Consider the following 24,616-nt stretch of genomic DNA (forward strand, 5'->3'; position numbering starts at 1 on the left):
ATGGCAAGCAGCGCGACCATCAGCCCCGAAGCGGTGATCCATTCCCACGCCCTGGTCGAAGATGGGGCCCGCATCGCCGCCGGGGCGCGGATCGGCCCCTTCTGCCATATCGGTCCCAAGTCGGTCATCGGCGAAAACGTCGAGCTTATGAGCCATGTGGTCGTGCAGGGCATCACCGAGATCGGTGCGGACACCATTGTGCATCCCTTTGCGGTGCTTGGCGGGATCCCACAGGATCTGAAGTTCCAGGGCGAGGAAACCCGTCTGGTGATCGGGCAGCGCAATCGCATCCGTGAACATGTCACCATGAACAACGGCACGGATGGCGGGGGCGGCCTGACGACGGTTGGGGACGACGGTCTGTTCATGGCCGGCTGCCATGTGGCCCATGATTGCCGGGTCGGCAACAACGTCATCATCGTCAACAATGCCGCCCTGGCGGGGCATTGCGTGCTTGAGGACGACGTCATTATCGGCGGGCTGTCCGGCGTCCACCAATGGGTGCGCATCGGCCGTGGTGCGATCATCGGCGCGGTCACCATGGTTACCGCCGATGTCATTCCTCACGGTCTGGTCCAAGGCCCGCGGGGCAAGCTCGACGGGCTGAACCTTGTCGGGCTGAAGCGGCGCGGCGTCCCGCGATCCGACATCACGGCGCTGCGGGCAGCGTTCCAGATGCTCAACCAAGGCGAAGGTGCCTTTCAGGATCGCGCCCGCCGTCTGGGCGAAGAGACCGAAAGCGATTTCGTTCGCGAAATCGTCGCCTTCATCTCTGGCGAAAGCGACCGGTCCTTCCTGACGTCGGGCAAGACCTGAGGCCGCAACATGACGCAGAATTCCCCTAGGGCCAAAGCGGACCCAGGTTCCGGCACCGGCTTGGCGATCATCGCCGGGGCAGGTGCCCTGCCGCTCCAGATTGCCGCGGCTCACCCCGAAGCGCTGTTGATCAGCTTTCATGATCTCGATTGCGACCTGCCCGAAGGCAGTCTGCAACGGCACCGCTATGAACAGCTCGGCGGGCTGTTCGACGCGCTCAGGGCCGCTGGCGTGACCCGCGTGGTCATGGCCGGCGCGATGAGCCGACCTGATTTTGACCCCAGCCTGATGGACGAGACGGTTCAGGGCCTGATGCCGCGCCTGGTCGCTGCCATGGGCGCGGGGGGCGACGATTCCCTTCTGCGGCTGATCATTTCCCTGTTCGAGGAGCGCGGCTTCTCGGTCGTCGGCGCGCATGACCTGCTGCCCGGTCTCACCGCCTCTGCGGGCCTTTTCGCGGGACCGGGATTGAGCGATCAGGCCACGGTCGATGCCCGCCGGGGGCAAGAGATCCTTGTCACCATGGCGCCGCTCGATATCGGACAGGGCTGTGTGGTGGCCGGGGGGCTTTGCCTCGGGCTGGAGACGGTGCAGGGCACCGATGCGCTTCTGCGCTTCGTGGCGCAGACGCCGAGGCATCTGCGGCGTGGCAAGGGGGTGCTGTGCAAGTTTCCCAAGCAGGGGCAGGATCTGCGCGTCGACATGCCCGCTATCGGTCCGGCTACGCTGCGGGCGGCCGCGGCTGCCGGTCTGGACGGGATCGTGATCGCAGCTGGTCAGGTCCTGCTGCTTGAGGCGGCGAAACTGGCAGATCTGGCGGATGACCTCGGCCTTACGATTCAGGCAGAGCCCTTCTGATGCGGGTCTTCATCATCGCCGGCGAATCCTCGGGCGACCGGCTGGGCGCGGCCGTGATGGCCGGGCTGAAAAGCCTGCGCGACGACATGCAGTTCGAAGGCGTCGGCGGCAGTCAGATGCAGGCCGAGGGGCTGGAAAGCCTGTTTCCCATGGACGAATTGTCGATCATGGGCCTTGCCGAGGTGCTGCCGAAGTATTTTCATCTGAAACGGCGGATTCGCGAATGTGCCGACAAGGTGCTGGCCGATCCCCCCGACATCCTGCTGACCATCGACAGCCCGGATTTCTGCCTGCGGGTGGCGCGTCTGGTCAAGGCGGCTTCGGATATCCGGACGGTGCATTACGTCGCGCCCTCGGTCTGGGCCTGGCGACCGGGTCGGGCTGACAAAATGGCCGAGGTCATCGATCAGGTGCTTGCCCTGCTGCCGTTCGAGCCCCCTTTGATGCAGAAGGCGGGGATGGAATGCGATTTCGTCGGTCATCCAGTGGTGACCGAGCCGCTGGCCAGTGACGCCGATGTGCAGACGTTCCGCGCCGAAAACGGGTTGGGCGACGCGCCGCTGCTGCTGGTTCTGCCCGGATCGCGCCGCAGTGAGGTGACCCGACTGGCCCCGGTCTTCGGCAAGGCCCTGGCCGAACTGGCAAAACGCCGCCCCGACCTGCGCGCGGTTCTGCCCACCACCGCCAATGTCGCCGGGCTGGTCGAGGAACTGAGCCGGGATTGGCCGGTCAAACCACTGATCCTTGATCCCCGCGATCAGGACCCTGGCATTCATGCTGCGCGCAAGCGGGCGGCCTTCGGCGCGGCGAACCTGGCCCTTGCGGCCTCGGGGACGGTGTCGCTGGAACTGGCGGCCAATGCGACGCCAATGGTCATTGCCTATGACATGAACTGGCTGACCATGCAGATTACCACCCGCATGGCACTTATCGACACGGTGACGCTTGTCAACGTGGTCTCTGATACCCGCGTGGTGCCGGAATTCCTTGGCGCGAAATGTCGCCCCACGCTGATCGCCCCCGCATTGGATGCGGTGCTTGCCGACCCGACCGCGCAGCAATCTGCCATGGAACTGACCATGCAACGCCTTGGTTGCGGGGGAGAATCCCCCGGACTACGCGCCGCCCGGGCAATACTGGACCGCTATCACCCCTGACAGCGCCGCCCGGTATCGGCACCCATCAATTGCCGCGCCAGATCCAGCCGCCACCCAGAATCCGGCTGCCTTCGTTTTCGTAGAAAACACAGGCCTGCCCCGGTGAAACCCCTTCTTCGGGGGTCAGCAATTCGACCTCGGCTTCGGTATCGGAAATCGGCCGCAGGATCGCTTCGCGCGGGGGGCGGGTGGACCGGACACGGACCGAGATATCGTAACTCGGCTGATCGGTCAGACGCCCGGCGCCCAGCCAGTTGATTTCACGCACCGGAATGACCCGGGTCGAAAGCATCTCTTTCGGACCGACGATCACCTTGTGGTTGTCGACATCCAGCTTCACCACGTAAAGCGGCTCGCTCAAACCCCCGATGCCAAGACCGCGCCGCTGGCCGATCGTGTAATGGATCACGCCATCGTGGCGGCCCAATACGCGGCCCTCCACATCGACGATCTCGCCGGGTTCCGCAGCACCGGGGCGCAGCTTTTCGATCACGCTGGCATAGTCGCCATTGGGCACGAAACAGATGTCCTGGCTGTCCGGCTTGTCCGCGACCGGCAGGCCATATTGCGCCGCCAGGGCCCGCGTTTCCGCTTTGGAGGCCAGATGCCCCAAAGGAAATCGCAAAAATTTGAGCTGTTCTGCCGTGGTCGAGAACAGGAAATAGCTCTGGTCTCGGTTGGGATCCGCCGCCGAATGCAATTCCGGCCCATCCGCGCCGACCTTGCGCTGAATGTAATGCCCTGTCGCCATGCAATCGGCATCAAGGTCCTTTGCCGTCTCCAGCAGATCCTTGAACTTCACCCGTTCATTGCAACGGATGCAGGGCACCGGCGTCGCCCCGGCCAGATAGCTGTCGGCGAATTCGTCAATCACGGCGTCCTGAAAAATGTTCTCGTAATCAAGGACATAATGGGGGAAGCCCATCTCTTCCGCGACGCGGCGCGCGTCGTGGATGTCCAGCCCGGCACAGCAGGCGCCCTTCTTGGCCAGGGCTGCCCCGTGGTCATATAGCTGCAGGGTCACGCCGACCACATCATAGCCTTCCTGCGCCAGTTTCGCGGCCACGACCGAACTGTCGACGCCGCCTGACATGGCGACGACCACCCGAGTCTCTTCGGGCGGTTTGGGAAAACCGAGTGAATTCAGTCCGGTGACTGCGTCGAGTGCCATTTTGTCTCCTGAATCTGCCCGTTTTCTGGGGGCAGGATGCAGAGAATATAGGAAAATGCGACATACTCTCAACCCGCTGTTTCACCAGCCGTTAAATCCCAGGCCCAAGGATATGCCCGATCTAGCAAAGGTCGGAGCAATGTATCTGAAGAAAGTGCAGGGGCCCAGAGCCGTGAAACTATCCGATGGCAGCGTCATGACGCGTGCGGACCTTCCGCCCGGGAACACCCGCCGTTGGGTTGCCTCGCGCAAGGCCGCTGTTGTTCGCGGGGTCGTGCATGGCTTGATTACGCAAGAAGAGGCGCAGGAAATCTATTCGATTTCGCCCGAGGAATTTCTTGAATGGGTCAGTGCCGTTGCCAATCACGGCGAGGAGGCATTGAAGGCGACGTCCGTCCAGAAATTCCGCTAGGGTGGGACTTGTTGAAATGCAGGGGAATTGCCAGTAACCTCGGATTAACCATTTCCCGGCAGTGTCTACGATGTCAGAAGGATGAACGGAGAGAACTCGGCATGCGTGTGCTTTTGGTGGAAGATGACCCAACGACGTCGAAAAGCATCGAGCTGATGCTGACCCATGCCAATCTGAACGTCTATACGACGGATCTTGGCGAAGAGGGTATCGATCTTGCGAAACTCTATGATTACGATCTGATCCTGCTGGATCTGGGTCTGCCGGACATGAATGGTCATGAGGTCCTGCGCCAGTTGCGCTTGGCCCGGATAGAAACGCCGATCCTGATCCTGTCCGGGGCCGACGATACCGAAAACAAGCTCAAGGGCTTCGGTTTCGGCGCCGACGACTACCTGACCAAACCCTTCCATCGCGAAGAACTGGTGGCTCGGATTCACGCTATCATCAGGCGGTCGAAGGGACATTCGCAATCGGTCATCAGCACCGGCCGGATCGAAGTCAATCTGGATGCCAAGACAGTCGAGGCCGACGGCAAGCCGGTGCATCTGACCGGCAAGGAATACCAGATGCTGGAACTGCTGAGCCTGCGCAAGGGGACGACCCTGACCAAGGAGATGTTCCTGAACCACCTTTACGGCGGCATGGATGAACCGGAACTGAAGATCATCGACGTCTTTATCTGCAAGCTCCGCAAGAAGCTCTCTACCGCGACGGAAGGCGACAATTATATCGAGACGGTTTGGGGCCGAGGATATGTCCTGCGAGACCCCGAACCCGGTCAGATCGACGAAAAAAAGCTGGCGATCGGCGCCGCCAGTTGATCGGCGGGGCACCACCTTTGCTTGTCACGCCCCTAGACTGACGCCGCACTTCGTCATCGCTCGCGTCTGGACCTCGGAAAAATCGCCCCCTATCACTGGCCTACCGGTACCACGACCGGAAAGGCTAGGCGACAAGGGGGCGTTTTCATGACGGGCGGCAAGGACGAGGGCAAGCGCGCGGGCGAGGGACAGGATCTGGCGCCGGAAACTCTGTCGCCTGAACAGGCGCAGGCAGAACTGGCCACGCTGGCAAAGACTCTGAACGCCGCGAATCTCGCCTACCACCGGGAAGACACGCCCGAAATTTCCGATGCGGACTATGATCGGCTGAAGCGGCGCAACGCGGCTCTGGAGGCGCAGTTTCCGGATCTCAAACGCGCGGATTCCCCCAGCGATCAGGTCGGCGCGGCGCCCGCCGATGGTTTCGGCAAGGTCCGCCACGACATCCGTATGCTGTCGCTGTCCAATGCCTTTGAGGATGGCGACATCGCGGAATTCGATCAGCGGATCCGCCGTTACCTGAACCTGTCGGACAAGGACCCGCTGGTCTTCACTGCGGAACCGAAGATCGACGGCCTTAGCCTGTCGCTGCTTTACGAAGATGGCGAACTGACCCGCGCGGCGACCCGTGGCGATGGGGAAGTGGGCGAAAACGTCACCGCCAATGCCCGCATGATCGAGGATATTCCCCAGAGGATCGCCGGTGCCCCGGCCCGGATGGAAGTGCGCGGCGAGGTCTATATGAGCCATGCAGATTTCGAAGCGCTCAATACCCGCCAGACCGACGCGGGTGCGCGCACCTTCGCCAACCCCCGTAACGCCGCGGCCGGTTCCCTGCGCCAGTTGGATGCCGAGGTCACGCGCCACCGTCCCCTACGCTTTTTCGCCTATGCTTGGGGGGTGCTGTCCGACCCACTGGCCGAGACCCAGATGAAGGCGATCGAGCGGTTGGCCTCTTTCGGGTTCGAAACCAACCCTCTGACTCGGCTTTGCGACGGGCCTAAGGAAATGCTGGCGCAGTATCGCCTGATCGAGGAGCGGCGCGCGACCCTCGGCTATGACATCGACGGGGTCGTCTACAAGGTGGATGATCTGGCCCTGCAAGCCCGCCTCGGTTTTCGCGCCACGACGCCCCGCTGGGCCATCGCCCATAAATTTCCTGCCGAACTGGCCTGGACCTGGTTGGAGGCAATTGACATCCAGGTGGGCCGAACGGCTGCGCTCAGTCCCGTGGCCCGGCTGACGCCCGTCACGGTCGGTGGTGTCGTGGTGTCCAACGCGACCCTGCATAACGAAGACTACATTGCCGGGCGTGACAGCCGCGGCGCCGAAATCCGTGGGGGCAAGGATATTCGTGTCGGGGATTGGGTGCAGGTCTATCGCGCCGGTGACGTGATCCCGAAGATTGCCGATGTGGATATGTCGAAACGTCCCGACAACTCGGTGCCCTACGAATTTCCGGTGACCTGTCCCGAATGCGGGTCGGACGCGATCCGCGAAGAAGGTGACAGTGTGCGCCGCTGCGCGGGCGGACTGATCTGCCCCGCTCAAGCCACGGAAAAACTGAAACATTTCGTATCCCGCGCGGCCTTCGATATCGAAGGTCTGGGCGCGCGCCAGGTCGAATTCCTGTATGCGATGTGCTGGATATCCGAGCCTGCGGACATCTTCACCTTGCCGGGCCGCGATCAAGATGGCGACCGCCTGACCGCCGATCCGGCAAAGCGCCTGGCCCATGGGTTGGAAGATCCCGAGCGCCGCGTCGATCTGCTGACGGGCCTCGCCGAGATGCTGCGCACGGCCGGTGTGCCCGTCGATGACGAGGACCCCGCCCATGTGGTCGCCGCGATCCGGCATCTTGCGCAAAGGCCGCTCGCGCAGATCAAGGGCTGGGGCGAAAAATCCGCGGACAACCTTTTTGCCGCGATCGAGGAGCGCCGTCGGATTCCGCTGAACCGGGTGATCTTTGCCCTCGGCATACGTCATGTGGGTGAAGTCGTGGCCACCGATCTTGCCCGGCATTTCAATACCTGGGAGGCGCTATTGACCGCTTTGGATGCTGCCCGTCCGGCGCAGGAACGTTATCTTGCGGTCGAGGCAGCCGAGGCCGAAGAGCGCGCCCTGGCCGCTGACGAAGGTCGTCGCGCAAGGGTCAAGGAGGCCCGTGACAAGGTCTGGGAGGGGGCGCCGACCCTTGAGGACAGCGCCCGCGCGGCCTGGGCAGACCTGATCGACATCGACGGGATCGGTGCCAAGGTCGCGGTGTCCCTGGTCGCGGCCTTCGCGCAACCGGCGGAGCGCGGCTCGATCAATCGGCTGGCCGAATGGCTCGACATCCGCAAGATCGCAACACCCGAGGCCAGTTCCAGCCCGGTGGCCGGCAAGACGTTGGTCTTCACCGGCACGCTGGTCAAGATGACCCGTCCGGAGGCCAAGGCGCGGGCCGAGGCGCTTGGCGCCAAGGTTTCGGGCTCGGTTTCCGCCAAGACCGATCTTCTGATCGCCGGTCCGGGCGCGGGATCCAAGGCCAGGAAGGCCGCGGATCTTGGCGTGGAAACCATCGACGAAGACGGCTGGCTGAACTTGATCGCAGACACATGACCGGCCGCCCAGAGGTCCTTTTTCCGCTTTTCGCAAAGCTCGAAACCCTTCCGGGGATCGGACAGAAGACGGCGAAGACACTGGAACAGCTACAGGTTTTCCTGCCTCGCGATGTGCTGTTCATGCTGCCTCACGCTGTGATCGACCGGCGACGCCGCAAGACGATCCTGGGTCTGACGCTGCCCGCAACCGCCACGGTGGAGGTGACGGTGGGCCGCCACAGCCCGCCGCGCGGGCGCGGAGCCTACCGGGTACAGGTGTCGGACGAGGAGACGACCTTTGAACTGGTCTTCTTTCATGCGCGCGGAGATTACATCGAGCGGATCCTGCCAACCGGCGCCCGGCGCCTCGTCTCGGGACGGCTGGAGCATTTCGACGGCCAGGCCCAGATGCCGCATCCCGATCATGTGCTTCCGCTGGAAGACGCTGACCAGATCCCGCTGTTTGAACCGGTCTATCCCCTGTCGGTGGGCCTGTCGCAAAAGGTGATGGCGCGCGCGGCCGCCGGGGCGCTGGCGCTTGCACCGCATCTGGGGGAATGGATCGATCCACAGCAACGGGCTTCGGCGGGCTGGCCCGCCTGGCACGAGGCGCTGGTGGCGGCCCATAATCCGGACGGGTCCGCTGCGGTGCAACCCCGCGACGCGGCGCGTGAACGCCTGGCATATGACGAGCTTCTGGCCCATCAGCTGACCCTGGCGCTTGCCCGCGCGCGGGAACGCAAGTCCGCCGGGCAGCCCAGCCGGGGCGATGGGGCGCTGCGGGCCAAGGTTCTGGCCGCGCTGCCATATGTCCCGACCGGGGCGCAATTGCGCGCCATTGGCGAAATCGAAACCGACATTGGCGAAGCGACCCGCATGATCCGGCTGTTGCAGGGGGATGTGGGCGCGGGCAAGACGCTTGTGGCGCTGCTGGCCTTGCTGATCGCGGTCGAGGCCGGCGGGCAGGGTGTCATGATGGCCCCGACCGAGATCCTGGCCCGCCAGCATATGGAGGGTCTCGCCCCGCTGGCAGAGGCGGCGGGCGTAAGGCTCGAGATCCTGACAGGTCGTGACAAGGGGGCCGATCGTCAACGCAAGCTTGATGATTTGCGGGGCGGCGCGATCGACATCCTGGTCGGCACCCACGCGGTGTTCCAGGAAAGCGTTCAATTCCACGATCTGCGGGTCGCCATTGTGGACGAGCAACACCGGTTCGGTGTCCGGCAGCGGTTGGAGCTGGGCCGCAAGGGGCGTGGTGTGGACATGCTGGTCATGACCGCCACGCCGATCCCGCGCAGTCTGTCGATGGCGCAATACGGCGACATGGATATTTCCATTCTCGATGAAAAGCCGCCGGGGCGCAAACCGATCCGCACCACGCTGGCCGCCTCTGATCGTCTAGACGAGGTCATCGCGCATCTGGATCGCGCGACCCGCGAGGGGCGGCAGGCCTATTGGGTTTGCCCGCTGGTCGAAGAAAGCGAGCGGGTCGATCTTGCCTCGGCCGAGGAACGATTCAAGGTCCTGCGTGCCCGGTTGGGCGAAGGGCGTGTCGGCCTTGTCCACGGCCAGATGCCGGCCGAGGCAAAGGACGCCGCCATGGCCGCCTTCCAGCGGGGCGAGACCGACATTCTGGTGGCGACCACGGTGATCGAGGTCGGGGTGAATGTGCCCAATGCCTCGATCATGGTGATCGAACGGGCCGAGATCTTTGGTCTGGCGCAATTGCATCAACTGCGGGGCCGCGTGGGGCGGGGGCCGGTGGAATCGACCTGCCTGATGATCTATCAGCCGCCATTGTCGGAAACTGGGCTGCGCCGCCTGTCCCTGTTGCGCGAAACCGAAGACGGGTTCCGCATTGCCGAGGCGGATCTGGAAATGCGCGGCGCCGGAGACCTGATTGGCACCGCGCAAAGCGGACTGCCCCGGTTCCGCATTGCCGATCTTGAAACCCAATCCGACCTGATCCGCATCGCGCAGACCGATGCCCGCGCGCTACTGGCCCGCGACCCCGATTTGACCAGCCCGCGAGGCCGCGATGCGCGGGTTTTGCTGTGGCTGATGGGACAGGATGAGGCCATTCGCCTCGTCTCCGTCGGCTAGAATCGCGCCGGCATCCAGTTTTGTTCACTAATGTTCTTAAAAAGTTCTTTACTCAGCGGCAGCAATATGGGAACAAAGTGGCAACACAACCAAATGATCCTGATTTGATCCCGAGGAGGTATGAAATGAGCGAAGTCCTGAAAGTCATGCGCCGGTCCCGCGCCACCCTTTTGCAAGATCTGCTTGGCGTGGTTGCCTTGACCGTCCTTCTGGTCGGATCGCTCTATCTGCCCGTGATCATCTGAAATCTGCCTGCACCTCGTTCAAGGCGCGACACCCCCCAAGTGACGTCCGGGATTGTCTGTCCCTGACCGCCGGGAACGCCTCATCCCCCGGTTCGCGCCTGGTCCCAAGCGAGATGCACCACTTGCCGCCGCCTCCTGCCAGAGGCGGCGGTTTTTTTCAGAACCGATAAGCCAGGCGCAGCCCGCCCCAATGGCGGTTCTTGATGAAGATCGGCGCCGAAAGGTCGCGCATCAACACATGATCGCCGCCGCCCATGTCACGCCGGTAGACCTGCATCAGGAACGGCTCCTGATTGCGCCCGGCCTTCAATCCGACCCGATCGTCAAAGATGCGGCGGTTGCGGCAATTGGCCATGTTCCAGACCGGGTCATCCCCCTGGGGTTCGGAGAATTCGCGGTTGTGGGTCGGAAGATAGCCGTTCTTGTCCACCGCGGCGCAGAAGACCACGCGGGGATCCAGTTTCAATGCCTCTTCCAGGATCTCGGGCAGAAGCATGTCCGTGAGCGGGGTGAACCGGGTCATGACCTGTTCTGGGTCGGTACCGGGCAGGCTGCGGTATTCGCAATCGAAGAAATCATCATAGGCGATGCGCCCGGTCTCAACCGCCTCTTCGAACAACGCGGAAATCTGCGCGGCGCGGTCCTGTACAGCCTCGATCATCGGCTTGTCTTCGGAGCCGCCCCCCGCCGCGATGCTGTCCTGAACAAGGCGTTCGGACAGGTCCACCAGTTCATGCAGGCGTTCATGGGTTTCGGTAATGCCACCGACGCTTTGCCGCATGGTTGTAAACGTGTCCTCGACCCGAGGAGCGTAGTCGCGCAGGGCGTGATCGGCCTCGACCGCGTCGTCGCGCACCAGCTTCATCTGCCTGACCGATTGAGCCAGGGCTTCGCGGACCGCGACATTGCGGTCCTGGGAGACCCGGTTGACCGCAGACAGTTTGCCAGACGTCACGCTGACGGATGCGGTTTCGCTTTGCAACTGCATGATCCAGGCCACCAGCCGTTCGACGTTGTCACCAATCTGTTCCGCTGCCACGCCGGTCTGCTGGGACAGGGTATTGATCGCATCGGCCACGACCGAGAACCCGCGCCCGGCCTCGCCAGCGCGGGCCGCCTCGATCTTTGCATTGATGGCGAGCATGTTCACTTGCGCGGCGATAACCGTGATCTGTTCATTGCTGGACTGAACGTCAGTCAGCACCGTTTCCACATCCTTCGTGCGTCCACTCAGCGTATCGACCCAGGTCAGAACTTCCTGGCCAAGCTTGCCTGCGGTCTGGCTTTGCCCCAATGCCTCGAGAAAGCTTGCATGCGTCTGCTCCAGCTCTGCAAAGGCGTTCTGGAGTGTGGACATGACGCTGGCATTCATCTGCAGCACGTGACCTGAGCCTTCGTGGGCCTTGCGAAGCTGGTTCAACAGCACCTCGGTCCGCTCAGCCAGGTCAGAGACAAAGCCGTCGACATCGACGATTTCCTGACTGACGGTCGCGGCATTGGCCGCCAGACGGTCCAGCGACGGGTCGATGCGTGACGGGGTTCGGAAGTCTGTTTCGTGTTCCATGCCTGGCCGGTTCTGTGAAGACTTGCCAAGACTTAGGGACGAAATGCCAAGATGCGGTTAAGCGCAGTGGCTTTGCTCGGCCTTTTCCATTGCCTCGCACAACGCATCGAGCGACAGCAGGATGGAGGCATGGCGGTTCTTGTAGGCCTGCGCAGGGCGCAGCACCTCGAGCCCATCGAAGGGCGCGGGAGGTGTCGGCCCGTCGTCCTTCAGCATGGCCTTCAGCGCATCGCGCGCCGCATGGACCTGCGCACTGCTTTGCCCGATGACAGAGGCACCGACGATGCTGGCAGCGGCCTGACCCAGGGCACAGGCGCGCACCTCTTGCCCGTAATCGGCGACCTTGCCGTCGGCGACCTGCACATCCACCGTCACGGTCGATCCGCACAGCGGCGCGCGGCGGCGCACGGTGGCCGCAGGATCGGTCAGCCGGTCCTGGCGCGGAATATCCGTGGCCAGTGCAAGGATGCGGGTGGAGTAGAGTTTGATCAGGTCGCTCTCGCTCATCCCTGGTCCTTTCGGCGCTGTTCATCCTTGGTCTTCCCCCCTAGATAGACCGCGACGAGGATTTAGCAAAGGGGGCGGCCATGCGCTTTGACCCGGAGACGTTGAAATTCGATGCAAATGGTCTGGTTCCGGCCATCGCGCAGGACGCCGAAACCGGCGACGTTCTGATGATGGCCTGGATGAATGCCGAGTCCGTGGCCCGCACGCTGGCCACCGGGCGCGTCACCTACTGGTCGCGCTCGCGGCAGGCCTTCTGGGTCAAGGGCGAAAGCTCCGGTCATGTGCAGGAACTGGTCGAGATGCGGCTTGATTGCGACCGGGATTGCCTGCTGGTGCAGGTGCGCCAGACCGGGCCGGCCTGCCACACCAACCGGCGCAGCTGCTTCTACACCGCGATCCGCGAGGGCGAAGAGGTCGAGATAATGGCGCCGATGGCCTAAAGCCCGACCATGGCGCGGACTTGCGCGGGCGACAGGCCTTCGGCGCGGTAGGCGGCGATGGCGCGGGCGTCGTCGCGTTTGGCGAGGCGCTTGCCCGTCTCGTCGCGGATCAGGGCATGGTGATGATAGCGCGGCTGCGCCAGCCCCAGCAGGGATTGCAGCAGAACGTGAATCGCGGTGGCCTCGAACAGGTCCTGACCGCGCACCACGTCGGTGATGCCCTGGGCCGCGTCATCGACGACGACCGACAGGTGGTAGGAGGTGCCCATGTCGCGGCGCGCCAGGACCACGTCTCCGATCCCTTGCAGCATACGGGCGTGGGGCAGGGCGATCTGCCCGGTCTCGCCCTTTGGGCCTGCACCGGTTTCGGTGAAGGACAGCGGAGCGCTCAGCGCGCGCGCCGTGTTCAGACGCAGTGGCACGTCGGCGGGCATCGCGCCGTCCGGGGCAGGCGCGGGGCGGCAGGTGCCGGGATAGACCAACCCGTCGGGCCCAAGCACCGGCGCGCCGCCTTCCTGCGGCGCCTCCAGCGCGGCGGCGATGTCGCGACGGTTGCAGGTGCAGGGATAAAGCAGGCCGAGGTCCCAAAGCTGCTGCAGTGCATCGCGATAGGCGGGCAGGCGGTCGGACTGGCGCATCACCGGCTGCGGCCAGTCAAGGCCCAGCCAATGAAGGTCGTCGTATATCTGCGCCTCCCATTCGGGGCGGGCGCGGGATCGGTCGATGTCCTCGATCCGCAGCAGGAAGTCTCCGCCGTTTCGCGCCGCCAGATCCGCTGCGAAAAGGGCCGAATAGGCGTGGCCCAGGTGCAGCGGCCCGGTCGGCGAAGGCGCGAAACGGGTGCGCATGAGCCTAGTCGCCACCGCCCATCCGACGCGCGCGGCTGTCGGCATTGCTTTGGTAGATCAGGATCCAGGCCAGCAGGATGAACATCGGATGCGTCAGCCCGCCGGTGAAGATGATCGCCGGGATCCAGATGAAGAAGGTCACGATGCCGACGATGGGCCGACCTGTCAGCAGGATGGACAGGGGCGGCAGGAAAAGGGCCAGGATATAGTTCATGCGCGTTCAACCTCTTGTGTGGCAAGCCAGTCGGACCAGAGCGCCTTGGCACGGTCCGTATAGGCCTTGTAGCGATCCTTGCGCCCGCGACGCCCGCCTTTCAGCCCGTCGACGGGCGGGAACAGCCCGAAGTTCACGTTCATCGGCTGGAAGGTCTTTGCGTCCGCGCCGCCGGTGATATGGGTCACCAGCGCGCCAAGCGCGGTTTCGGGCGGCGGCGGGGGCAGGTCGCGGCCCGCGATTTCCGCGGCGGCCATGCGCCCGGCCAGCAGGCCCATGGCGGCGCTTTCGACATAGCCCTCGACCCCGGTGATCTGCCCGGCAAAGCGGATGTTGGGGCGGCTTTTCAGGCGCATCCGGTCATCCAGCAGGCGCGGCGAGTTGATGAAGGTGTTCCGATGGATCCCGCCAAGCCGCGCGAAGCGGGCGTCCTGCAGGCCGGGGATCATGCGCAGCACCTCGGTCTGGGCGCCGTACTTCATCTTGGTCTGGAACCCGACGATGTTGTAGAGCGTCCCCAGCTTGTTGTCGCGCCGCAGCTGCACGACCGCATAGGCCTTTTCCTCGGGCTTGTGGGCATTGGTCAGGCCGACGGGCTTCATCGGGCCGTGGCGCAGGGTCTCGCGACCACGCTCTGCCATGACCTCGATCGGCAGGCAGCCGTCAAAGTAGCCGGCCGTCTCGCCTTCGTGGAACTCGGTCTTGTCGGAGGCCAGAAGCGCGTCGATGAAGGCCTCGTACTGCTCCTTTGTCATCGGGCAGTTGAGGTAGGCCTTCTGTTCCTCTTCCGTCTCGCCCTTGTCATAGCGCGACTGCATCCAGGCCTGATCCATGTCGATGCTGTCGGCATAGACGATGGGCGCGATGGCGTCGAAGAAGGCCAGTGCATCGGCGCCGGTTTCCGTCGCAATGGCCGCCCCCAGCCCGGCCGAGGTCAGCGGACCGGTGGCGATGATCCACTGGCCGTCCTCGGGCAGGGCGGTGATCTCGCCGGATTCGACCTCGATCAGCGGGTGGGCGTGCAGGCGGGCGGTGACGGCTTCGGCAAAGGGATCGCGGTCCACGGCCAGCGCGCCGCCGGCGGGCAGGCGGTATTCATCGGCGGTCTGCATGATGATGCCGCCCGCCTGGCGCATTTCCCAGTGCAGCAGACCGACCGCGTTCTGTTCGCTGTCGTCCGAGCGGAAGGAGTTGGAGCACACCATTTCGGCCAGGTTGCCGGTCTGATGCGCGAAGGTGCCCTGCTGGGGGCGCATTTCATGGATGACGACCGGGCAACCCGCTTGCGCGGCCTGCCATGCGGCTTCGGAGCCGGCCATGCCGCCACCGATGATATGAAGCTTTTCTCTCATGGGCGCGATGTAGGGTATCACCGCGCGGAAATCAAAACCTATCGCGTGATCTTGCTTGCCCGCGCGCGCGCGATGCGGAACCCTGCCGGTCGGGAGGACGGCGATCATGGTGAAGATGGACATCGCAGCGCTGCACGGGTTTCTGGCGCAGGCCTTTCCGCAGGTCGCGCAGGATTATCGCGTCGAAAGCGTAGGCGAGAACCGCCTGGTGATGCGCCTGCTTGTCGGGGATCGCCACCTGCGCCCCGGCGGCACTGTCTCGGGTCCGGCGATCTTCGCCCTGGCGGATGTCGCGGTCTACCTTGCGATCCTTGCCATGATCGGGCCGCAGGCGCTGGCGGTGACCACCAATGCGTCGCTCGATTTCATGCGCAAGCCCGCCTCCGGGCAGGACCTGCTGGCGCAGTGTGAATTGCTGAAACTGGGCCGGGTTCTGGCGGTGGGCGAGGTGCGGATCTTCTCGGACGGGGTTCCGGACCCGGTGGCGCGGGCCAGCCTGACCTTTTCGATCCCGCCGAAAGGGTAGATTTATGGGGTATTTTGATACCTAAATTTCAAGATATTGATTTTGCTAGGTTAATTAGATTTTGCGCCGCTTGACTGGCCGGTTCCACCTTGTATAAACCGTCCATCAATTCGCGCACGTGGCCTTGCGGCTTCGTGCGCTGCCAATTTCCAAAGGGCACCCGTTATGAAAACCTTCTCTGCGACTCCGGCAGATATCGAGAAGAAATGGATCGTGATCGACGCCGAAGGCGTTGTTCTCGGCCGTCTCGCCTCGATCATCGCCATGCGCCTGCGCGGCAAGCACAAGGCGACCTTCACTCCGCACATGGACATGGGTGACAATGTCATCGTGATCAATGCGGACAAGATCCAGCTGACCGGCAAGAAACGGACCGACAAGGTCTATTACTGGCACACCGGTTTCCCGGGCGGGATCAAGAACCGCACCGCGGACCAGCTGCTGACCGGCGCTCACCCCGAGCGTGTCGTCACCGCTGCCGTCAAGCGCATGCTGCCGGGCAACCGCCTGAGCCGCCAGCTGATGACCAACCTGCGCGTCTATGCATCGGCGGAACACCCGCACGAAGCCCAGGCGCCGGAAGTGCTGGATGTCAAATCCATGAACTCCAAGAACACGCGGAGCTGATAGATGGCTGATCAAGTGAACTCTCTCGAAGAGCTGAAAGACGTCGTGTCCGAGGACGCAACCGTTGCCGTCGAAATCACGCGTGAGCCCGTCCGTGACGCGCTTGGCCGTGCCTATGCGACCGGCAAGCGGAAAGATGCGGTTGCCCGCGTCTGGATCAAGCCGGGTTCCGGTAAGGTCACCGTCAACGGCAAGCCGATGAACGACTACTTTGCGCGTCCCGTGCTGCAGATGATCCTCGCACAACCCTTCACCGTTGCTGGCGTCGAAGGCGAGTTCGACGTTGTCGCAACCGTCAAGGGCGGTGGTCTTTCCGGTCAGGCCGGTGCGGTCAAGCACGGCGTGTCCAAGGCCCTGCAACTTTACGACCCCAGCCTGCGCGCCGCGCTGAAAGCCGCCGGCTTCCTGACCCGCGACAGCCGCGTCGTGGAACGGAAGAAATACGGTAAGGCCAAGGCCCGCCGGAGCTTCCAGTTCTCCAAACGCTGAGGCTTTTGCTTCTACGGTCCAGATACGGAAAGGCGCGCCCCAGGGCGCGCCTTTTTGGTATCTTTCGCGCTCCAAGGCCAATCGGGCCTGCTTTCCGTTCGGGCCGTCTTGTCGGAAAATCGCGCAAGCCTGTGCGGGTCTTGATGTCCCGCCATCTTGCCTTGCGTTGGCGGGGCCGGGCTCCTGGTATGCCAGCCATTTCTGGTTCCCTGCGCCCATCGACATTACAAGGCGCATGGACCTGGATCAGGCGCGGGCCTTTGCTGATGGTCTGGCGGAATTGGCGAAGGTCGATTGGCCCCGGCCCCCGGCATCGGGTTGGCCCTTGATGCGGAACTGACCGACACGGTCCGACAGCGCCTTGGTGGTTTCAAACAGTTCCGCATTTGCCGTGAGGGTTTCCGCAAAGATCGTCGCATTGCTCTGGGTAAAGCTTTCCAGTTCGCGGATTGCGGAATTGACTTCGGTCAGGCCCCGTGACTGGTCCTGAGTGGCATCGGCCACGGCCTCCATACGCTCTGCCGTGTGTTCCACGGCGTCGCGGATCCCGGCCAGGACATTGCCGGTGTTCTTCACCAAGCCGACCCCCAGGGCCACGTGGCTGGCGCTGTCGTTGATCAGTGTGTCGATCTCCTTGGCAGCATTGGAACTGCGCTGCGCGAGGGCACGGACTTCGTTCGCGACGACGGCAAAGCCTCGCCCCGCTTCACCCGCTCGGGCGGCCTCGACCCCTGCATTCAGCGCCAGGAGGTTGGTCTGGAAAGCGATATCGTCGATCACCGTGATGATGTTGCGGATCTCGGCAGAGGATCCTTCGATCTTGTCCATGGCGGTGACGGTGTTTTCCATCACATCGGTGCCCGATACCGCTTCGCCGCGGGTCTCTTCGGTTGCGGTCCGCGCCGCGCCCGTGTCGGAGGCGATGCCGCGGATCAGTTCGGTCAATTGCTGCAAGGTTGTTGCGGTTTCGCTGAGGGTGGTCACTTGTTTTTCGGTCCGCCGGCCAAGATCCTCGGCTGCATTGTTTATGCCCTGGGATTGCACCTGGATCGAGGTGACCTCGGAGCGGATTTCAACCAGGGCGTCCTCAAGCCGCGAGACGCCGACGTTGAAGCTTTGGGACAGTTCAGCAAAGGCCGGGGGCAGGGGCCGTTCGATCCGGGTCGTCAGGTCGCCTTCGGCCATGCGGAACAGTTTTTCCTGCAGGTGGCTGATGACATCCTCGATCTCTGCCTCGTGCTGAAGGCGCATCCGGGTGGTCTTTTCCTCGGCGCGCCGGGCGGCTTCGGCATTCTTTTCGGCATTTTTCAACGCCTCTTCGACCTGGGCCTGGGATTCGGCGGCTGCGGCCAGCGCCTTCTCGGCGCGGGTCTTGGCCTCGGCGGCTTCACGGTGCTGTTCCTCGGCATCGGCCAGGGCGGATTGTGCCTCTGCCATCGCGCCTTCAAGTTTTTTGGCGCGGCGTTCGGCATGGACTGTCTGGATCAGGCGAATGCGCACGATCAGCAGCAGATTTCCCACCGCCAGCACCGCTGCGACCCAGTGGAAGCCGGCGCGCATCAGGTTGAACCACAGGTCGGTGGTCAGGAAGGTCAGCGTCGGAAACAGGGAGGCCGCAATCACGTGATGTACGGAGATCAGCCCCAATGCGGCCAGCAGCGCGGGCCGTGAACTGAGCGTTGCAATCGCTGTCAGGGCGGTGAAATACAGCATGTGACTGTCCGGCTGCATCGGGTGACCGACCATCGCCGCATTCAGTAGGATGCATTGCCCCACCAGGCAAAGCGACAGGAGGATCCGGCCGGTCCGTCCCTCCATCCTGAGGGCAAGAACCGCCGATCCTGCGACCCCCATGCTGAGCAGGGTGATGATCCAGGCCGCCGGATTGCCGATCAGGATCGCCGCGCCGGAAACCAGAACGATCAAGCCGATGGTGACCCAGGCGACGATCCGCATGGCGGTCCGGCGATGTTTCTCGAACCGGTCTCCCAGGGATTTGGCCGAAATCTGGATCTTTTCTTCGGGAGGTAAGGTAGCGCTTTTCACATCGGTCCCCAGCTTGTTCGCATGCGGGAAGGGTGTGGCAGAGTATTCTTGCTACCGGCTTAATATCCTTAATTATCGGCGTCTATCAGGCCGAGACCCCGCAGGTAGACGCCGATCCCGCTTTCCAGCAGGTCCTCGGGCGCATGCGGGCTTTGCGTGCCGGGGGAGTTTCGGGCGAACAGTTCGACCACGCCGTGGCTGAGCGCCCAGATATGGGCGGTGAACATCGAGGCCGGCGGCCTCTTGTTGGCCGGAATATGCTTGGACAGATCCTCGGCCGCGCGTTCCAGCACATCCCAGGCACGACGCGCCACATTGGCCAGTTCCGGCGTGCGGTTGACCGAGATCCCGCTCTCGAACATGGCGATGTAATGGCCCGGATACTTGCGCGCGAAGGCAAGATAGGCCCGCCCCGTGGCCTCGAAGGCGGCCAGAGCCGAGGGCTGGCCGGATTGATAGGCGAAGTCGATCACATCGGCAAAGATCTCGTAGCCCTGGCGCGCGGCTTCGGCGATCAGGTCTTCGCGGCCCTGGAAATGTCGGTAGACGGCGGCAGGGGTCACCCCAGCCAACTTGGCAGCCTCGGACAGGGTAAAGCCGGTGGGGCCCTTGGCCTCGATCAGTTCAAGGGCCGCCTCGACCAGGGCCTGGCGCAGATTGCCATGGTGATAGCCGCGCTTCTTATGCATTCCAGATGTCCGTTCCCGAACAGATGCTTTCGTCGACCTCGCCAAGGGCCTTGTGGGATTTTCCATCGTAATCCAGGGACTTGAGCACATGGCGGATCGCGGCAAGCCGGGCGCGGCGCTTGTCATCGGAGCGCACGATGGTCCAGGGGGCATGCTCCGTGTCGGTGCGTTCCAGCGTTTCCGAAATCGCTTTGGAATAATCGTCCCATTTGTGCAGGCCTTCGACGTCGATATTGCTCAGCTTCCACTGTTTCAGCGGGTCCTGTTCGCGCGCAAGAAAGCGGTTCAACTGCTCGGCCTGTCCGACGTTCAGCCAGAACTTGAACAATTGGATACCCTCGGACACCAGCAGGCTTTCGAAATCGGGGACCTGCTCAAAGAACTGCCTGCGTTGCTCATCGGTGCAGAAGTCGAAGACATGTTCGACCACCGCGCGATTGTACCAGGAGCGGTCGTAGAAGGTGATCTCTCCGGCGCTTGGCAGGTGGTCGACGTAGCGCTGGAAATACCACTGGCCCCGTTCGTATTCATTGGGGGCCGACAGCGCCACGACCTGCGCGCCGCGTGGATTAAGATGTTCTCGGAAGCGCTTGATAACGCCTCCTTTTCCGGCCGCATCCCGGCCCTCGAAAACGCAGACGATTCGGGCGCCGCTGCTCTTGGCCCAGGCCTGCATCCGTACCAGTTCGATCTGCAGCAGCGCCAGCTCCCGTTCATAGGCCTTGCGGGCCATGCGCTCGGAATAGGGATAGCTGTCGTTCAGGATCTCGTCGCGGTCGGCGCGGCGGATCGCCTTGCGGACATGGTCGGGCGCGTCCTCCTTGAAGAAGGCCGAGATCGCCCCGTCAAATGGCAATTGCATCGGGATTTTCCTTTTCTGACGAATATGACGATGCCGGTAACCTAGTGCAATCGTGCCGGTGGTCAGGGGCGGCTGCGGCGGATGGCGCGGGTGATGGCCTCTGTCACCGCGTCGGCGGAGGCGTGATGCGGCATATGGCCGATGCCGGGCAGAACGGTCAGCCGCGCACCGGGGACATCGGCCGCCAGTGGCCGGGAATGGATGTCGAGCCCGACAATTCTGTCGGCGGTGCCATGCAGGATCTCGACCGGCAGATCGAGGGTTGGGTAGCGCTGGCTTTGCTGGCGGAGCTCTTCGCGCAGGTCGACCCTTTGCTGGGCATTGGCGCGCAGGACCGAAGACTGCAGCGTCAGGGCGGCGCCAAGGTGGCCGGTGTAGCCGGAGGGGGGCTGTTGCGGATCAAAGGCCCCGGCGACCTGGCGGTTTACATAGGGCGTGCTGACCCAGGCCGCGGCGAGGGTCGAGACCACGGGCCCGAGCACCGGCGCGGCAAGGATGCGATGGTCGGCACCGATGGGGCCTTCCCAGGGGTGGCTGGCCCCGGCGACAGAGACGAGCCCGGCGATCCGGTCGGGGAAATGCACAGCCCAGGCCAGGGCGACCGCACCGCCAAAGCTTTGGCCGACGACGACGGGCCTGGTGACGCCAAGTTGCGCGGCGGCACGTGACAGCAGATCCGCCTGATCCTTCAGGGTCACGCCACGGGGTGCCAGCGCCGGGCTGTGGCCAAGACCGGGACGGTCAAACAGGGTGACGCGGAAATCCTGCGCCAGTCGGGGCGCCAGTGCGAAAGTAAAATCGCGCAAATTGCCCGAGGCCCCGTGCAGCAGGACCAGATCAGGCCCGCTGCCCATTTGCAGCGCATGCACCGGCTGGCCATCGACCAGAACCATCTGACCCAGCGGGGGAAAGGCGGCACGCGCCTCGCGGCTGCGCCGGTCGGCCCGCCAAAGGGTCGTGGCGATGCCGATCACCAGCAGCACCAGAAGGACCCCGGCGGCGATGGTCAGCGGCCTACCCAAGGGCCTTCTCGGGCCAGACATGGGTGCCGATCAGCTCCAGATCAAAGGGCGTTGTCTGGTAGATCTGGTTGATCCAGTTGCCGTAAAGCAGATGGGCATGGCTGCGCCACTGGTTCAGCGGCTTCTGGGTCGGATCGTTCTGGGGGTAATAGTTCACCGGCAGGGTGATCGGCTTGCCCGAGGCCACGTCGCGGTCGAACTCCTGCTTCAGCGTGTCACTGTCATATTCGAAATGATTGAAGACATAGAGCGCGCGATGCGCCGCGTCCTCCAGCAGGCAGGGGCCGCTTTCGGAATTGCCGAGGAGCGGTTTCAGGCCGGGAACGGCGGCGACATCTTCCTTGCGTACCTCGGTCCAGCGACTGACCGGCACGGCAAAGACATCCGAAAAACCACGCAGGAAGGGCGAGGCGGGATCAAGGTTGGTCTGCGGATAGCAGCCAAAGTATTTCTCGCCCAGAAGATGCTTGGGCAGCCCGTGGAAGTAATGCGCCATGGCCATGCCACCCCAGCAGACGCCGAAGGTGGAATGCACGTTGGTCTGGGTCCATTCGAAGACCTGACAGATTTCTTCCCAATAGGTGACATCTTCGAAATCGAGATGCTCTATCGGGGCGCCGGTGATGATGAAGCCGTCAAATTTCTCATCCGTGGCAAGCACTTCCGCGAAGGGGCGGTAGAAGCTTTCCATATGTTCGGCGGCGGTGTTCCTGGTCTGATGCTCGGTCATGCGGATCAGGGACAGTTCGATCTGCAGGGGCGTCGCGCCGATCAGCCGGGCGAACTGGTTTTCGGTCTGGATCTTCTTTGGCATCAGGTTCAGCAACCCGATCCGCAGCGCCCGGATATCCTGCCGGGATGCCTGATCTTCGGACATGACCGAGACACCCTCACGCGTGAGGACATCATAGGCGGGCAGGTCTTCGGGAATCTTGATGGGCATCTGGCTCTCGGGCTTGTTGGCAGGCTTAGCTAATATCGGTTTCCCGCGACGCAAGGGCCTGCGCGATCAGGCCTTCGAAATCCCCGGCGGACCGGACGCGGGTGACGTCATCGGCAGACACTGTGACCCCGTGGCGGGCCATGGCGGCGTAGCGGGGCTGGCGATGCGCAAGGGCGCGGGCATAGGTCCAGCGCACGAAGGTATCGGGATCGACGGTCTCGGGACTGTCCCCGGACTCCTCCAGGTAATCCGCCCAAGCCTGCCGCAGGAAGGCAGGTTCGTAATACATCGGTTTCGGCGCGCGGTCAAAACGGCGCACCAGTTCTTCGGTATGGGCTTCGTCGCCGCGAATCCAGACCAGTAGCGCCGTGTCGCAAAGCGCGCTCAGTACCGGGTCCGCGGGGTTGTCGGGGTCGATGACCTCGCAGATGGACCCGCCGCTGTCGCAGACGAAATTCGGATAACCGTAAAGCGACAGCGACCGGCGCGCGAAACGCTCGGTGTCCAGCAGGGCGCTGATCTCGCCCTCGCGGTGCTGTTCCTGCCGGGTCATGTATTCCTCGAAGCCGAGCCCGCCCTTGTCCGGATCTCCCGGCTTGCCCAGGTAGGTCGACAGCGGGGTCAGGTTGTTGAAGGTGATGTTGGAGCCGATATAGATGGAATCCGTCATCAGAAGCTTACGCAGGAAGGGCACCTGCATGGCATGTTTCTTCGCATTGTCGGAAATATGCTCGCCCATGTAGCGGGTGCCGATGCGGTAATCGATCGAGTAGTGGAACCAATCGCCGGAGTCGCGCAGCATGTTCGACACATGGGTCTTGCCGAGGCCCGACATGCCGAACAGCAGCACGCGCTTTTCGCTGGCGTCACGCCAGGCTTGGGCGGATTGGTACAGCATCGGGGCTCCCTTGGCGCTGATCGGGGCCGGGGTCGCGCCGCCGGCCGGGCTTTGCCATGGGTAGGCGAGCCGCGCGGGGGGGTCAAATCGAAACCCCGCGCGCGGCCTTGTTTTCAGGTCGTTTTCCAGTCGCTCCCGGGGCTGTCGCGCAGTCTGCACGCGGCAGCCTTCCAAGGGTCAGAAGCTGTAGGTGACCTTCAGCCCGACGGCCGTGATCGAATTGTCGGCGAAATCGGCGCGTGCGCTGCCGCCGGTCTGCGGCGTGGCATCCCCGAGCATGAGATAGCTGATGCCCCCCGAGATCTCGACCTGATCGCTGACCAGGTAGGACATGCCCAGCTGGATACCCGTCATGCCGGTCTTGGGTGCCAGGGGCGACACCATGGGATCGCCCTCGGGTTCATAGACCAGCATCGCGGAGCCCGCGATCCGATCCGAAAACCGCCGTCCGACGCCGATCCGGTAGGTCGTGGTGTCTTCCAGGTTCACCAGGCTGCGCCCGGTCAGGCCATAGAAGCTGGCCGGTTTGACGACGAATTCGGAATGCTCGACATAGCGGACCGAGGCCATCAGCAGCGTGTCCTCGGCGATCCCGGTCTGGAATTCCAGGTTCCAGGAACTGGGCGTCTTGGTCTGCGTCGTGGTGGTGACGGTGGGGTTGATGTTCTCGACCGTGTCGAAATCATGCTCGATGGCGGAATTGTAGGTCAGCGCCAGGCGGAAGGCGATGTCGGGGATCTCGTAGGCCGCGCCCAGCACATAGCCATAGGCGGTATCGTCCTGCAGCGAGACGGAATAGCCCGAAAGCGTACTGTAGGCCGCCCCCTGCAGGGTGATGTCGCCATTGGATTGCTGGATCCGCAGGCCGCCGAACAGGCTGACATTGTCGGTGACCTTGTATTTCCCGAGCGCGGTCAGCGCGCTTGTGTCCGATACTGCGCTGGTGCCGCCGAGGACCGGGTTGGACAGGTCATAGAAGACATCCGCGCCGAAGGGGCGGTCGTAGATCAGCGCCAGGGCAAAGCGGTCGTCCAGGTCCATCTTCAACGAAAAGCCGGGCAGGGCAAAGTTGTTTGCCACATTTCCGGTGCCGGCCGCCCCGAAGGGTCCGACCGCATAGGTGGTCCCGCTGACCTGGGGCCAGGCATACCCGTAGCTGAGCGTGAACTTGTTGCCTTCTTCGAAAAGGGGCATGGCGGATTGGGTCGTGCGTTCGATCCCGCCGGCCTGCGCCGGGGTGGCGCCAAGTCCGGCAACGATGCCGACTCCGATCCCGGCCGCGGCAAATGCTGCGACGTGGTTCATGGTGGTCTCCTCCCTCAAGGTGCGAAAGTGATCGCATGCAGGATCGTTATCCGTGTGGAGAAATGGATCAATGCCGGGCAAGGGATGACGTGATGTAACCGTTACGTCATTTCGAT

The 24,616-nt window shown here is 63.4% G+C and carries 24 protein-coding genes; 11 read left to right on the top strand and 13 right to left on the bottom strand.

Features of this window, described 5'->3' with window-relative positions:
- The 3 genes from lpxA to lpxB are packed head-to-tail and all read left to right on the top strand — an operon-like array spanning position 1 to position 2,831.
- Positions 1 to 816, top strand: coding sequence for an acyl-ACP--UDP-N-acetylglucosamine O-acyltransferase (gene lpxA, locus PSAL_RS03680; protein WP_119839935.1), 816 nt, complete (start codon positions 1 to 3; stop codon positions 814 to 816).
- Positions 817 to 825: 9 nt separating this feature from the next.
- Positions 826 to 1,674, top strand: a complete 849-nt coding sequence (locus tag PSAL_RS03685) for an LpxI family protein (protein WP_119839936.1) — start codon at positions 826 to 828, stop codon at positions 1,672 to 1,674.
- Complete coding sequence (gene lpxB, locus PSAL_RS03690; protein ID WP_119839937.1) at positions 1,674 to 2,831, top strand: lipid-A-disaccharide synthase; 1,158 nt, start codon at positions 1,674 to 1,676, stop codon at positions 2,829 to 2,831. The genes PSAL_RS03685 and lpxB overlap by 1 nt, the downstream gene beginning before the upstream one ends.
- Positions 2,832 to 2,856: 25 nt before the next feature.
- On the opposite strand, the gene mnmA is transcribed toward lpxB, so the two are convergent.
- The gene (gene mnmA / locus PSAL_RS03695) at positions 2,857 to 4,002 is read right to left on the bottom strand and encodes a tRNA 2-thiouridine(34) synthase MnmA (protein WP_119839938.1); all 1,146 of its coding nucleotides are present in this window, start codon (positions 4,000 to 4,002) and stop codon (positions 2,857 to 2,859) included.
- Between the two features lie 139 nt (positions 4,003 to 4,141).
- On the opposite strand from mnmA, the gene sciP reads away from it, so the two are divergent.
- From sciP to recG, 4 genes are all read left to right on the top strand, one after another.
- Complete coding sequence (gene sciP, locus PSAL_RS03700) at positions 4,142 to 4,414, top strand: CtrA inhibitor SciP (RefSeq protein WP_119839939.1); 273 nt, start codon at positions 4,142 to 4,144, stop codon at positions 4,412 to 4,414.
- 101 nt (positions 4,415 to 4,515) lie between these two features.
- Positions 4,516 to 5,238, top strand: coding sequence for a response regulator transcription factor CtrA (gene ctrA / locus PSAL_RS03705; RefSeq protein ID WP_119839940.1), 723 nt, complete (start codon positions 4,516 to 4,518; stop codon positions 5,236 to 5,238).
- A 147-nt stretch (positions 5,239 to 5,385) separates the two neighbouring features.
- The gene (gene ligA, locus PSAL_RS03710) at positions 5,386 to 7,839 is read left to right on the top strand and encodes an NAD-dependent DNA ligase LigA (RefSeq protein ID WP_119839941.1); all 2,454 of its coding nucleotides are present in this window, start codon (positions 5,386 to 5,388) and stop codon (positions 7,837 to 7,839) included.
- Positions 7,836 to 9,923 carry an ATP-dependent DNA helicase RecG gene (recG, locus tag PSAL_RS03715; RefSeq protein ID WP_119839942.1) on the top strand — a complete coding sequence of 696 codons (2,088 nt, stop codon included), beginning with the start codon at positions 7,836 to 7,838 and terminating at the stop codon, positions 9,921 to 9,923. Before ligA ends, recG begins: the two co-directional genes overlap by 4 nt.
- A gap of 402 nt (positions 9,924 to 10,325) precedes the next feature.
- Here recG and PSAL_RS03720 read toward each other — a convergent pair whose 3' ends face one another.
- Positions 10,326 to 11,732: a methyl-accepting chemotaxis protein gene (locus PSAL_RS03720; protein WP_119839943.1), complete on the bottom strand. Its 1,407-nt coding sequence runs from the start codon at positions 11,730 to 11,732 to the stop codon at positions 10,326 to 10,328.
- A gap of 57 nt (positions 11,733 to 11,789) precedes the next feature.
- Positions 11,790 to 12,239 carry an iron-sulfur cluster assembly scaffold protein gene (locus PSAL_RS03725; RefSeq protein WP_119839944.1) on the bottom strand — a complete coding sequence of 150 codons (450 nt, stop codon included), beginning with the start codon at positions 12,237 to 12,239 and terminating at the stop codon, positions 11,790 to 11,792.
- A gap of 80 nt (positions 12,240 to 12,319) precedes the next feature.
- Between PSAL_RS03725 and hisI the strand changes: the two genes are divergently transcribed.
- Positions 12,320 to 12,679 (top strand): phosphoribosyl-AMP cyclohydrolase, encoded by a 360-nt coding sequence (gene hisI / locus PSAL_RS03730; RefSeq protein WP_119839945.1) that lies wholly within the window; start codon positions 12,320 to 12,322, stop codon positions 12,677 to 12,679.
- On the opposite strand, the gene gluQRS is transcribed toward hisI, so the two are convergent.
- The 3 genes from gluQRS to trmFO are packed head-to-tail and all read right to left on the bottom strand — an operon-like array spanning position 12,676 to position 15,093.
- Positions 12,676 to 13,527 (bottom strand): tRNA glutamyl-Q(34) synthetase GluQRS, encoded by an 852-nt coding sequence (gene gluQRS, locus PSAL_RS03735; protein ID WP_119839946.1) that lies wholly within the window; start codon positions 13,525 to 13,527, stop codon positions 12,676 to 12,678. The two genes, hisI and gluQRS, sit on opposite strands and share 4 nt — an antisense overlap.
- A 4-nt stretch (positions 13,528 to 13,531) precedes the next feature.
- Positions 13,532 to 13,741 carry a hypothetical protein gene (locus tag PSAL_RS03740; RefSeq protein ID WP_119839947.1) on the bottom strand — a complete coding sequence of 70 codons (210 nt, stop codon included), beginning with the start codon at positions 13,739 to 13,741 and terminating at the stop codon, positions 13,532 to 13,534.
- Entirely contained in the window at positions 13,738 to 15,093 is a 1,356-nt protein-coding gene (gene trmFO, locus PSAL_RS03745) for a methylenetetrahydrofolate--tRNA-(uracil(54)-C(5))-methyltransferase (FADH(2)-oxidizing) TrmFO (RefSeq protein WP_119840229.1), read from the bottom strand. Before trmFO ends, PSAL_RS03740 begins: the two co-directional genes overlap by 4 nt.
- A gap of 115 nt (positions 15,094 to 15,208) precedes the next feature.
- Between trmFO and PSAL_RS03750 the strand changes: the two genes are divergently transcribed.
- The 3 genes from PSAL_RS03750 (at position 15,209) to rpsI (ending at position 16,735) form a co-directional block, all read left to right on the top strand.
- The gene (locus PSAL_RS03750; RefSeq protein WP_196222843.1) at positions 15,209 to 15,619 is read left to right on the top strand and encodes a PaaI family thioesterase; all 411 of its coding nucleotides are present in this window, start codon (positions 15,209 to 15,211) and stop codon (positions 15,617 to 15,619) included.
- A gap of 165 nt (positions 15,620 to 15,784) precedes the next feature.
- The gene (gene rplM / locus PSAL_RS03755; protein ID WP_119839948.1) at positions 15,785 to 16,246 is read left to right on the top strand and encodes a 50S ribosomal protein L13; all 462 of its coding nucleotides are present in this window, start codon (positions 15,785 to 15,787) and stop codon (positions 16,244 to 16,246) included.
- Positions 16,247 to 16,249: 3 nt separating this feature from the next.
- The gene (gene rpsI / locus PSAL_RS03760) at positions 16,250 to 16,735 is read left to right on the top strand and encodes a 30S ribosomal protein S9 (RefSeq protein ID WP_119839949.1); all 486 of its coding nucleotides are present in this window, start codon (positions 16,250 to 16,252) and stop codon (positions 16,733 to 16,735) included.
- Between the two features lie 246 nt (positions 16,736 to 16,981).
- On the opposite strand, the gene PSAL_RS19305 is transcribed toward rpsI, so the two are convergent.
- The 7 genes from PSAL_RS19305 to PSAL_RS03795 all read right to left on the bottom strand — a co-directional run bounded on the left by PSAL_RS19305 (position 16,982) and on the right by PSAL_RS03795 (position 24,500).
- Positions 16,982 to 18,781, bottom strand: coding sequence for a methyl-accepting chemotaxis protein (locus tag PSAL_RS19305; protein WP_269212597.1), 1,800 nt, complete (start codon positions 18,779 to 18,781; stop codon positions 16,982 to 16,984).
- Between the two features lie 68 nt (positions 18,782 to 18,849).
- A complete protein-coding gene (locus PSAL_RS03770) occupies positions 18,850 to 19,470 on the bottom strand; it encodes a TetR/AcrR family transcriptional regulator (RefSeq protein ID WP_119839951.1) in 621 nt (206 codons plus the stop codon).
- Positions 19,463 to 20,332: a polyphosphate kinase 2 gene (ppk2, locus tag PSAL_RS03775; RefSeq protein WP_119839952.1), complete on the bottom strand. Its 870-nt coding sequence runs from the start codon at positions 20,330 to 20,332 to the stop codon at positions 19,463 to 19,465. The genes PSAL_RS03770 and ppk2 overlap by 8 nt, the downstream gene beginning before the upstream one ends.
- A gap of 62 nt (positions 20,333 to 20,394) precedes the next feature.
- Positions 20,395 to 21,354 carry an alpha/beta fold hydrolase gene (locus PSAL_RS03780; RefSeq protein WP_231388602.1) on the bottom strand — a complete coding sequence of 320 codons (960 nt, stop codon included), beginning with the start codon at positions 21,352 to 21,354 and terminating at the stop codon, positions 20,395 to 20,397.
- Entirely contained in the window at positions 21,347 to 22,297 is a 951-nt protein-coding gene (locus PSAL_RS03785) for a homoserine O-succinyltransferase (RefSeq protein ID WP_119839954.1), read from the bottom strand. Before PSAL_RS03785 ends, PSAL_RS03780 begins: the two co-directional genes overlap by 8 nt.
- A gap of 25 nt (positions 22,298 to 22,322) precedes the next feature.
- Complete coding sequence (locus PSAL_RS03790) at positions 22,323 to 23,195, bottom strand: ATPase (protein WP_119839955.1); 873 nt, start codon at positions 23,193 to 23,195, stop codon at positions 22,323 to 22,325.
- 177 nt (positions 23,196 to 23,372) lie between these two features.
- On the bottom strand, positions 23,373 to 24,500 hold the full coding sequence (locus PSAL_RS03795) for an OmpP1/FadL family transporter (protein WP_119839956.1): 1,128 nt from the start codon (positions 24,498 to 24,500) through the stop codon (positions 23,373 to 23,375).
- Between the last annotated feature and the right edge of the window lie 116 nt (positions 24,501 to 24,616).

The organism is Pseudooceanicola algae, assembly GCF_003590145.2.
In the GTDB taxonomy this organism is placed as follows: domain Bacteria; phylum Pseudomonadota; class Alphaproteobacteria; order Rhodobacterales; family Rhodobacteraceae; genus Pseudooceanicola; species Pseudooceanicola algae.

Excerpts from the sequence above, each read along its gene's own strand:
- lpxA (WP_119839935.1), top strand. The coding sequence starts at position 1 with ATGGCAAGCAGCGCGACCATCAGCCCCGAAGCGGTGATCCATTCCCAC.
- PSAL_RS03685 (WP_119839936.1), top strand. The coding sequence starts at position 826 with ATGACGCAGAATTCCCCTAGGGCCAAAGCGGACCCAGGTTCCGGCACC.
- lpxB (WP_119839937.1), top strand. The coding sequence starts at position 1,674 with ATGCGGGTCTTCATCATCGCCGGCGAATCCTCGGGCGACCGGCTGGGC.
- mnmA (WP_119839938.1), bottom strand. The coding sequence starts at position 4,002 with ATGGCACTCGACGCAGTCACCGGACTGAATTCACTCGGTTTTCCCAAA.
- sciP (WP_119839939.1), top strand. The coding sequence starts at position 4,142 with ATGTATCTGAAGAAAGTGCAGGGGCCCAGAGCCGTGAAACTATCCGAT.
- ctrA (WP_119839940.1), top strand. The coding sequence starts at position 4,516 with ATGCGTGTGCTTTTGGTGGAAGATGACCCAACGACGTCGAAAAGCATC.
- ligA (WP_119839941.1), top strand. The coding sequence starts at position 5,386 with ATGACGGGCGGCAAGGACGAGGGCAAGCGCGCGGGCGAGGGACAGGAT.
- recG (WP_119839942.1), top strand. The coding sequence starts at position 7,836 with ATGACCGGCCGCCCAGAGGTCCTTTTTCCGCTTTTCGCAAAGCTCGAA.
- PSAL_RS03720 (WP_119839943.1), bottom strand. The coding sequence starts at position 11,732 with ATGGAACACGAAACAGACTTCCGAACCCCGTCACGCATCGACCCGTCG.
- PSAL_RS03725 (WP_119839944.1), bottom strand. The coding sequence starts at position 12,239 with ATGAGCGAGAGCGACCTGATCAAACTCTACTCCACCCGCATCCTTGCA.
- hisI (WP_119839945.1), top strand. The coding sequence starts at position 12,320 with ATGCGCTTTGACCCGGAGACGTTGAAATTCGATGCAAATGGTCTGGTT.
- gluQRS (WP_119839946.1), bottom strand. The coding sequence starts at position 13,527 with ATGCGCACCCGTTTCGCGCCTTCGCCGACCGGGCCGCTGCACCTGGGC.
- PSAL_RS03740 (WP_119839947.1), bottom strand. The coding sequence starts at position 13,741 with ATGAACTATATCCTGGCCCTTTTCCTGCCGCCCCTGTCCATCCTGCTG.
- trmFO (WP_119840229.1), bottom strand. The coding sequence starts at position 15,093 with ATGAGAGAAAAGCTTCATATCATCGGTGGCGGCATGGCCGGCTCCGAA.
- PSAL_RS03750 (WP_196222843.1), top strand. The coding sequence starts at position 15,209 with ATGGACATCGCAGCGCTGCACGGGTTTCTGGCGCAGGCCTTTCCGCAG.
- rplM (WP_119839948.1), top strand. The coding sequence starts at position 15,785 with ATGAAAACCTTCTCTGCGACTCCGGCAGATATCGAGAAGAAATGGATC.
- rpsI (WP_119839949.1), top strand. The coding sequence starts at position 16,250 with ATGGCTGATCAAGTGAACTCTCTCGAAGAGCTGAAAGACGTCGTGTCC.
- PSAL_RS03770 (WP_119839951.1), bottom strand. The coding sequence starts at position 19,470 with ATGCATAAGAAGCGCGGCTATCACCATGGCAATCTGCGCCAGGCCCTG.
- ppk2 (WP_119839952.1), bottom strand. The coding sequence starts at position 20,332 with ATGCAATTGCCATTTGACGGGGCGATCTCGGCCTTCTTCAAGGAGGAC.
- PSAL_RS03785 (WP_119839954.1), bottom strand. The coding sequence starts at position 22,297 with ATGCCCATCAAGATTCCCGAAGACCTGCCCGCCTATGATGTCCTCACG.
- PSAL_RS03790 (WP_119839955.1), bottom strand. The coding sequence starts at position 23,195 with ATGCTGTACCAATCCGCCCAAGCCTGGCGTGACGCCAGCGAAAAGCGC.
- PSAL_RS03795 (WP_119839956.1), bottom strand. The coding sequence starts at position 24,500 with ATGAACCACGTCGCAGCATTTGCCGCGGCCGGGATCGGAGTCGGCATC.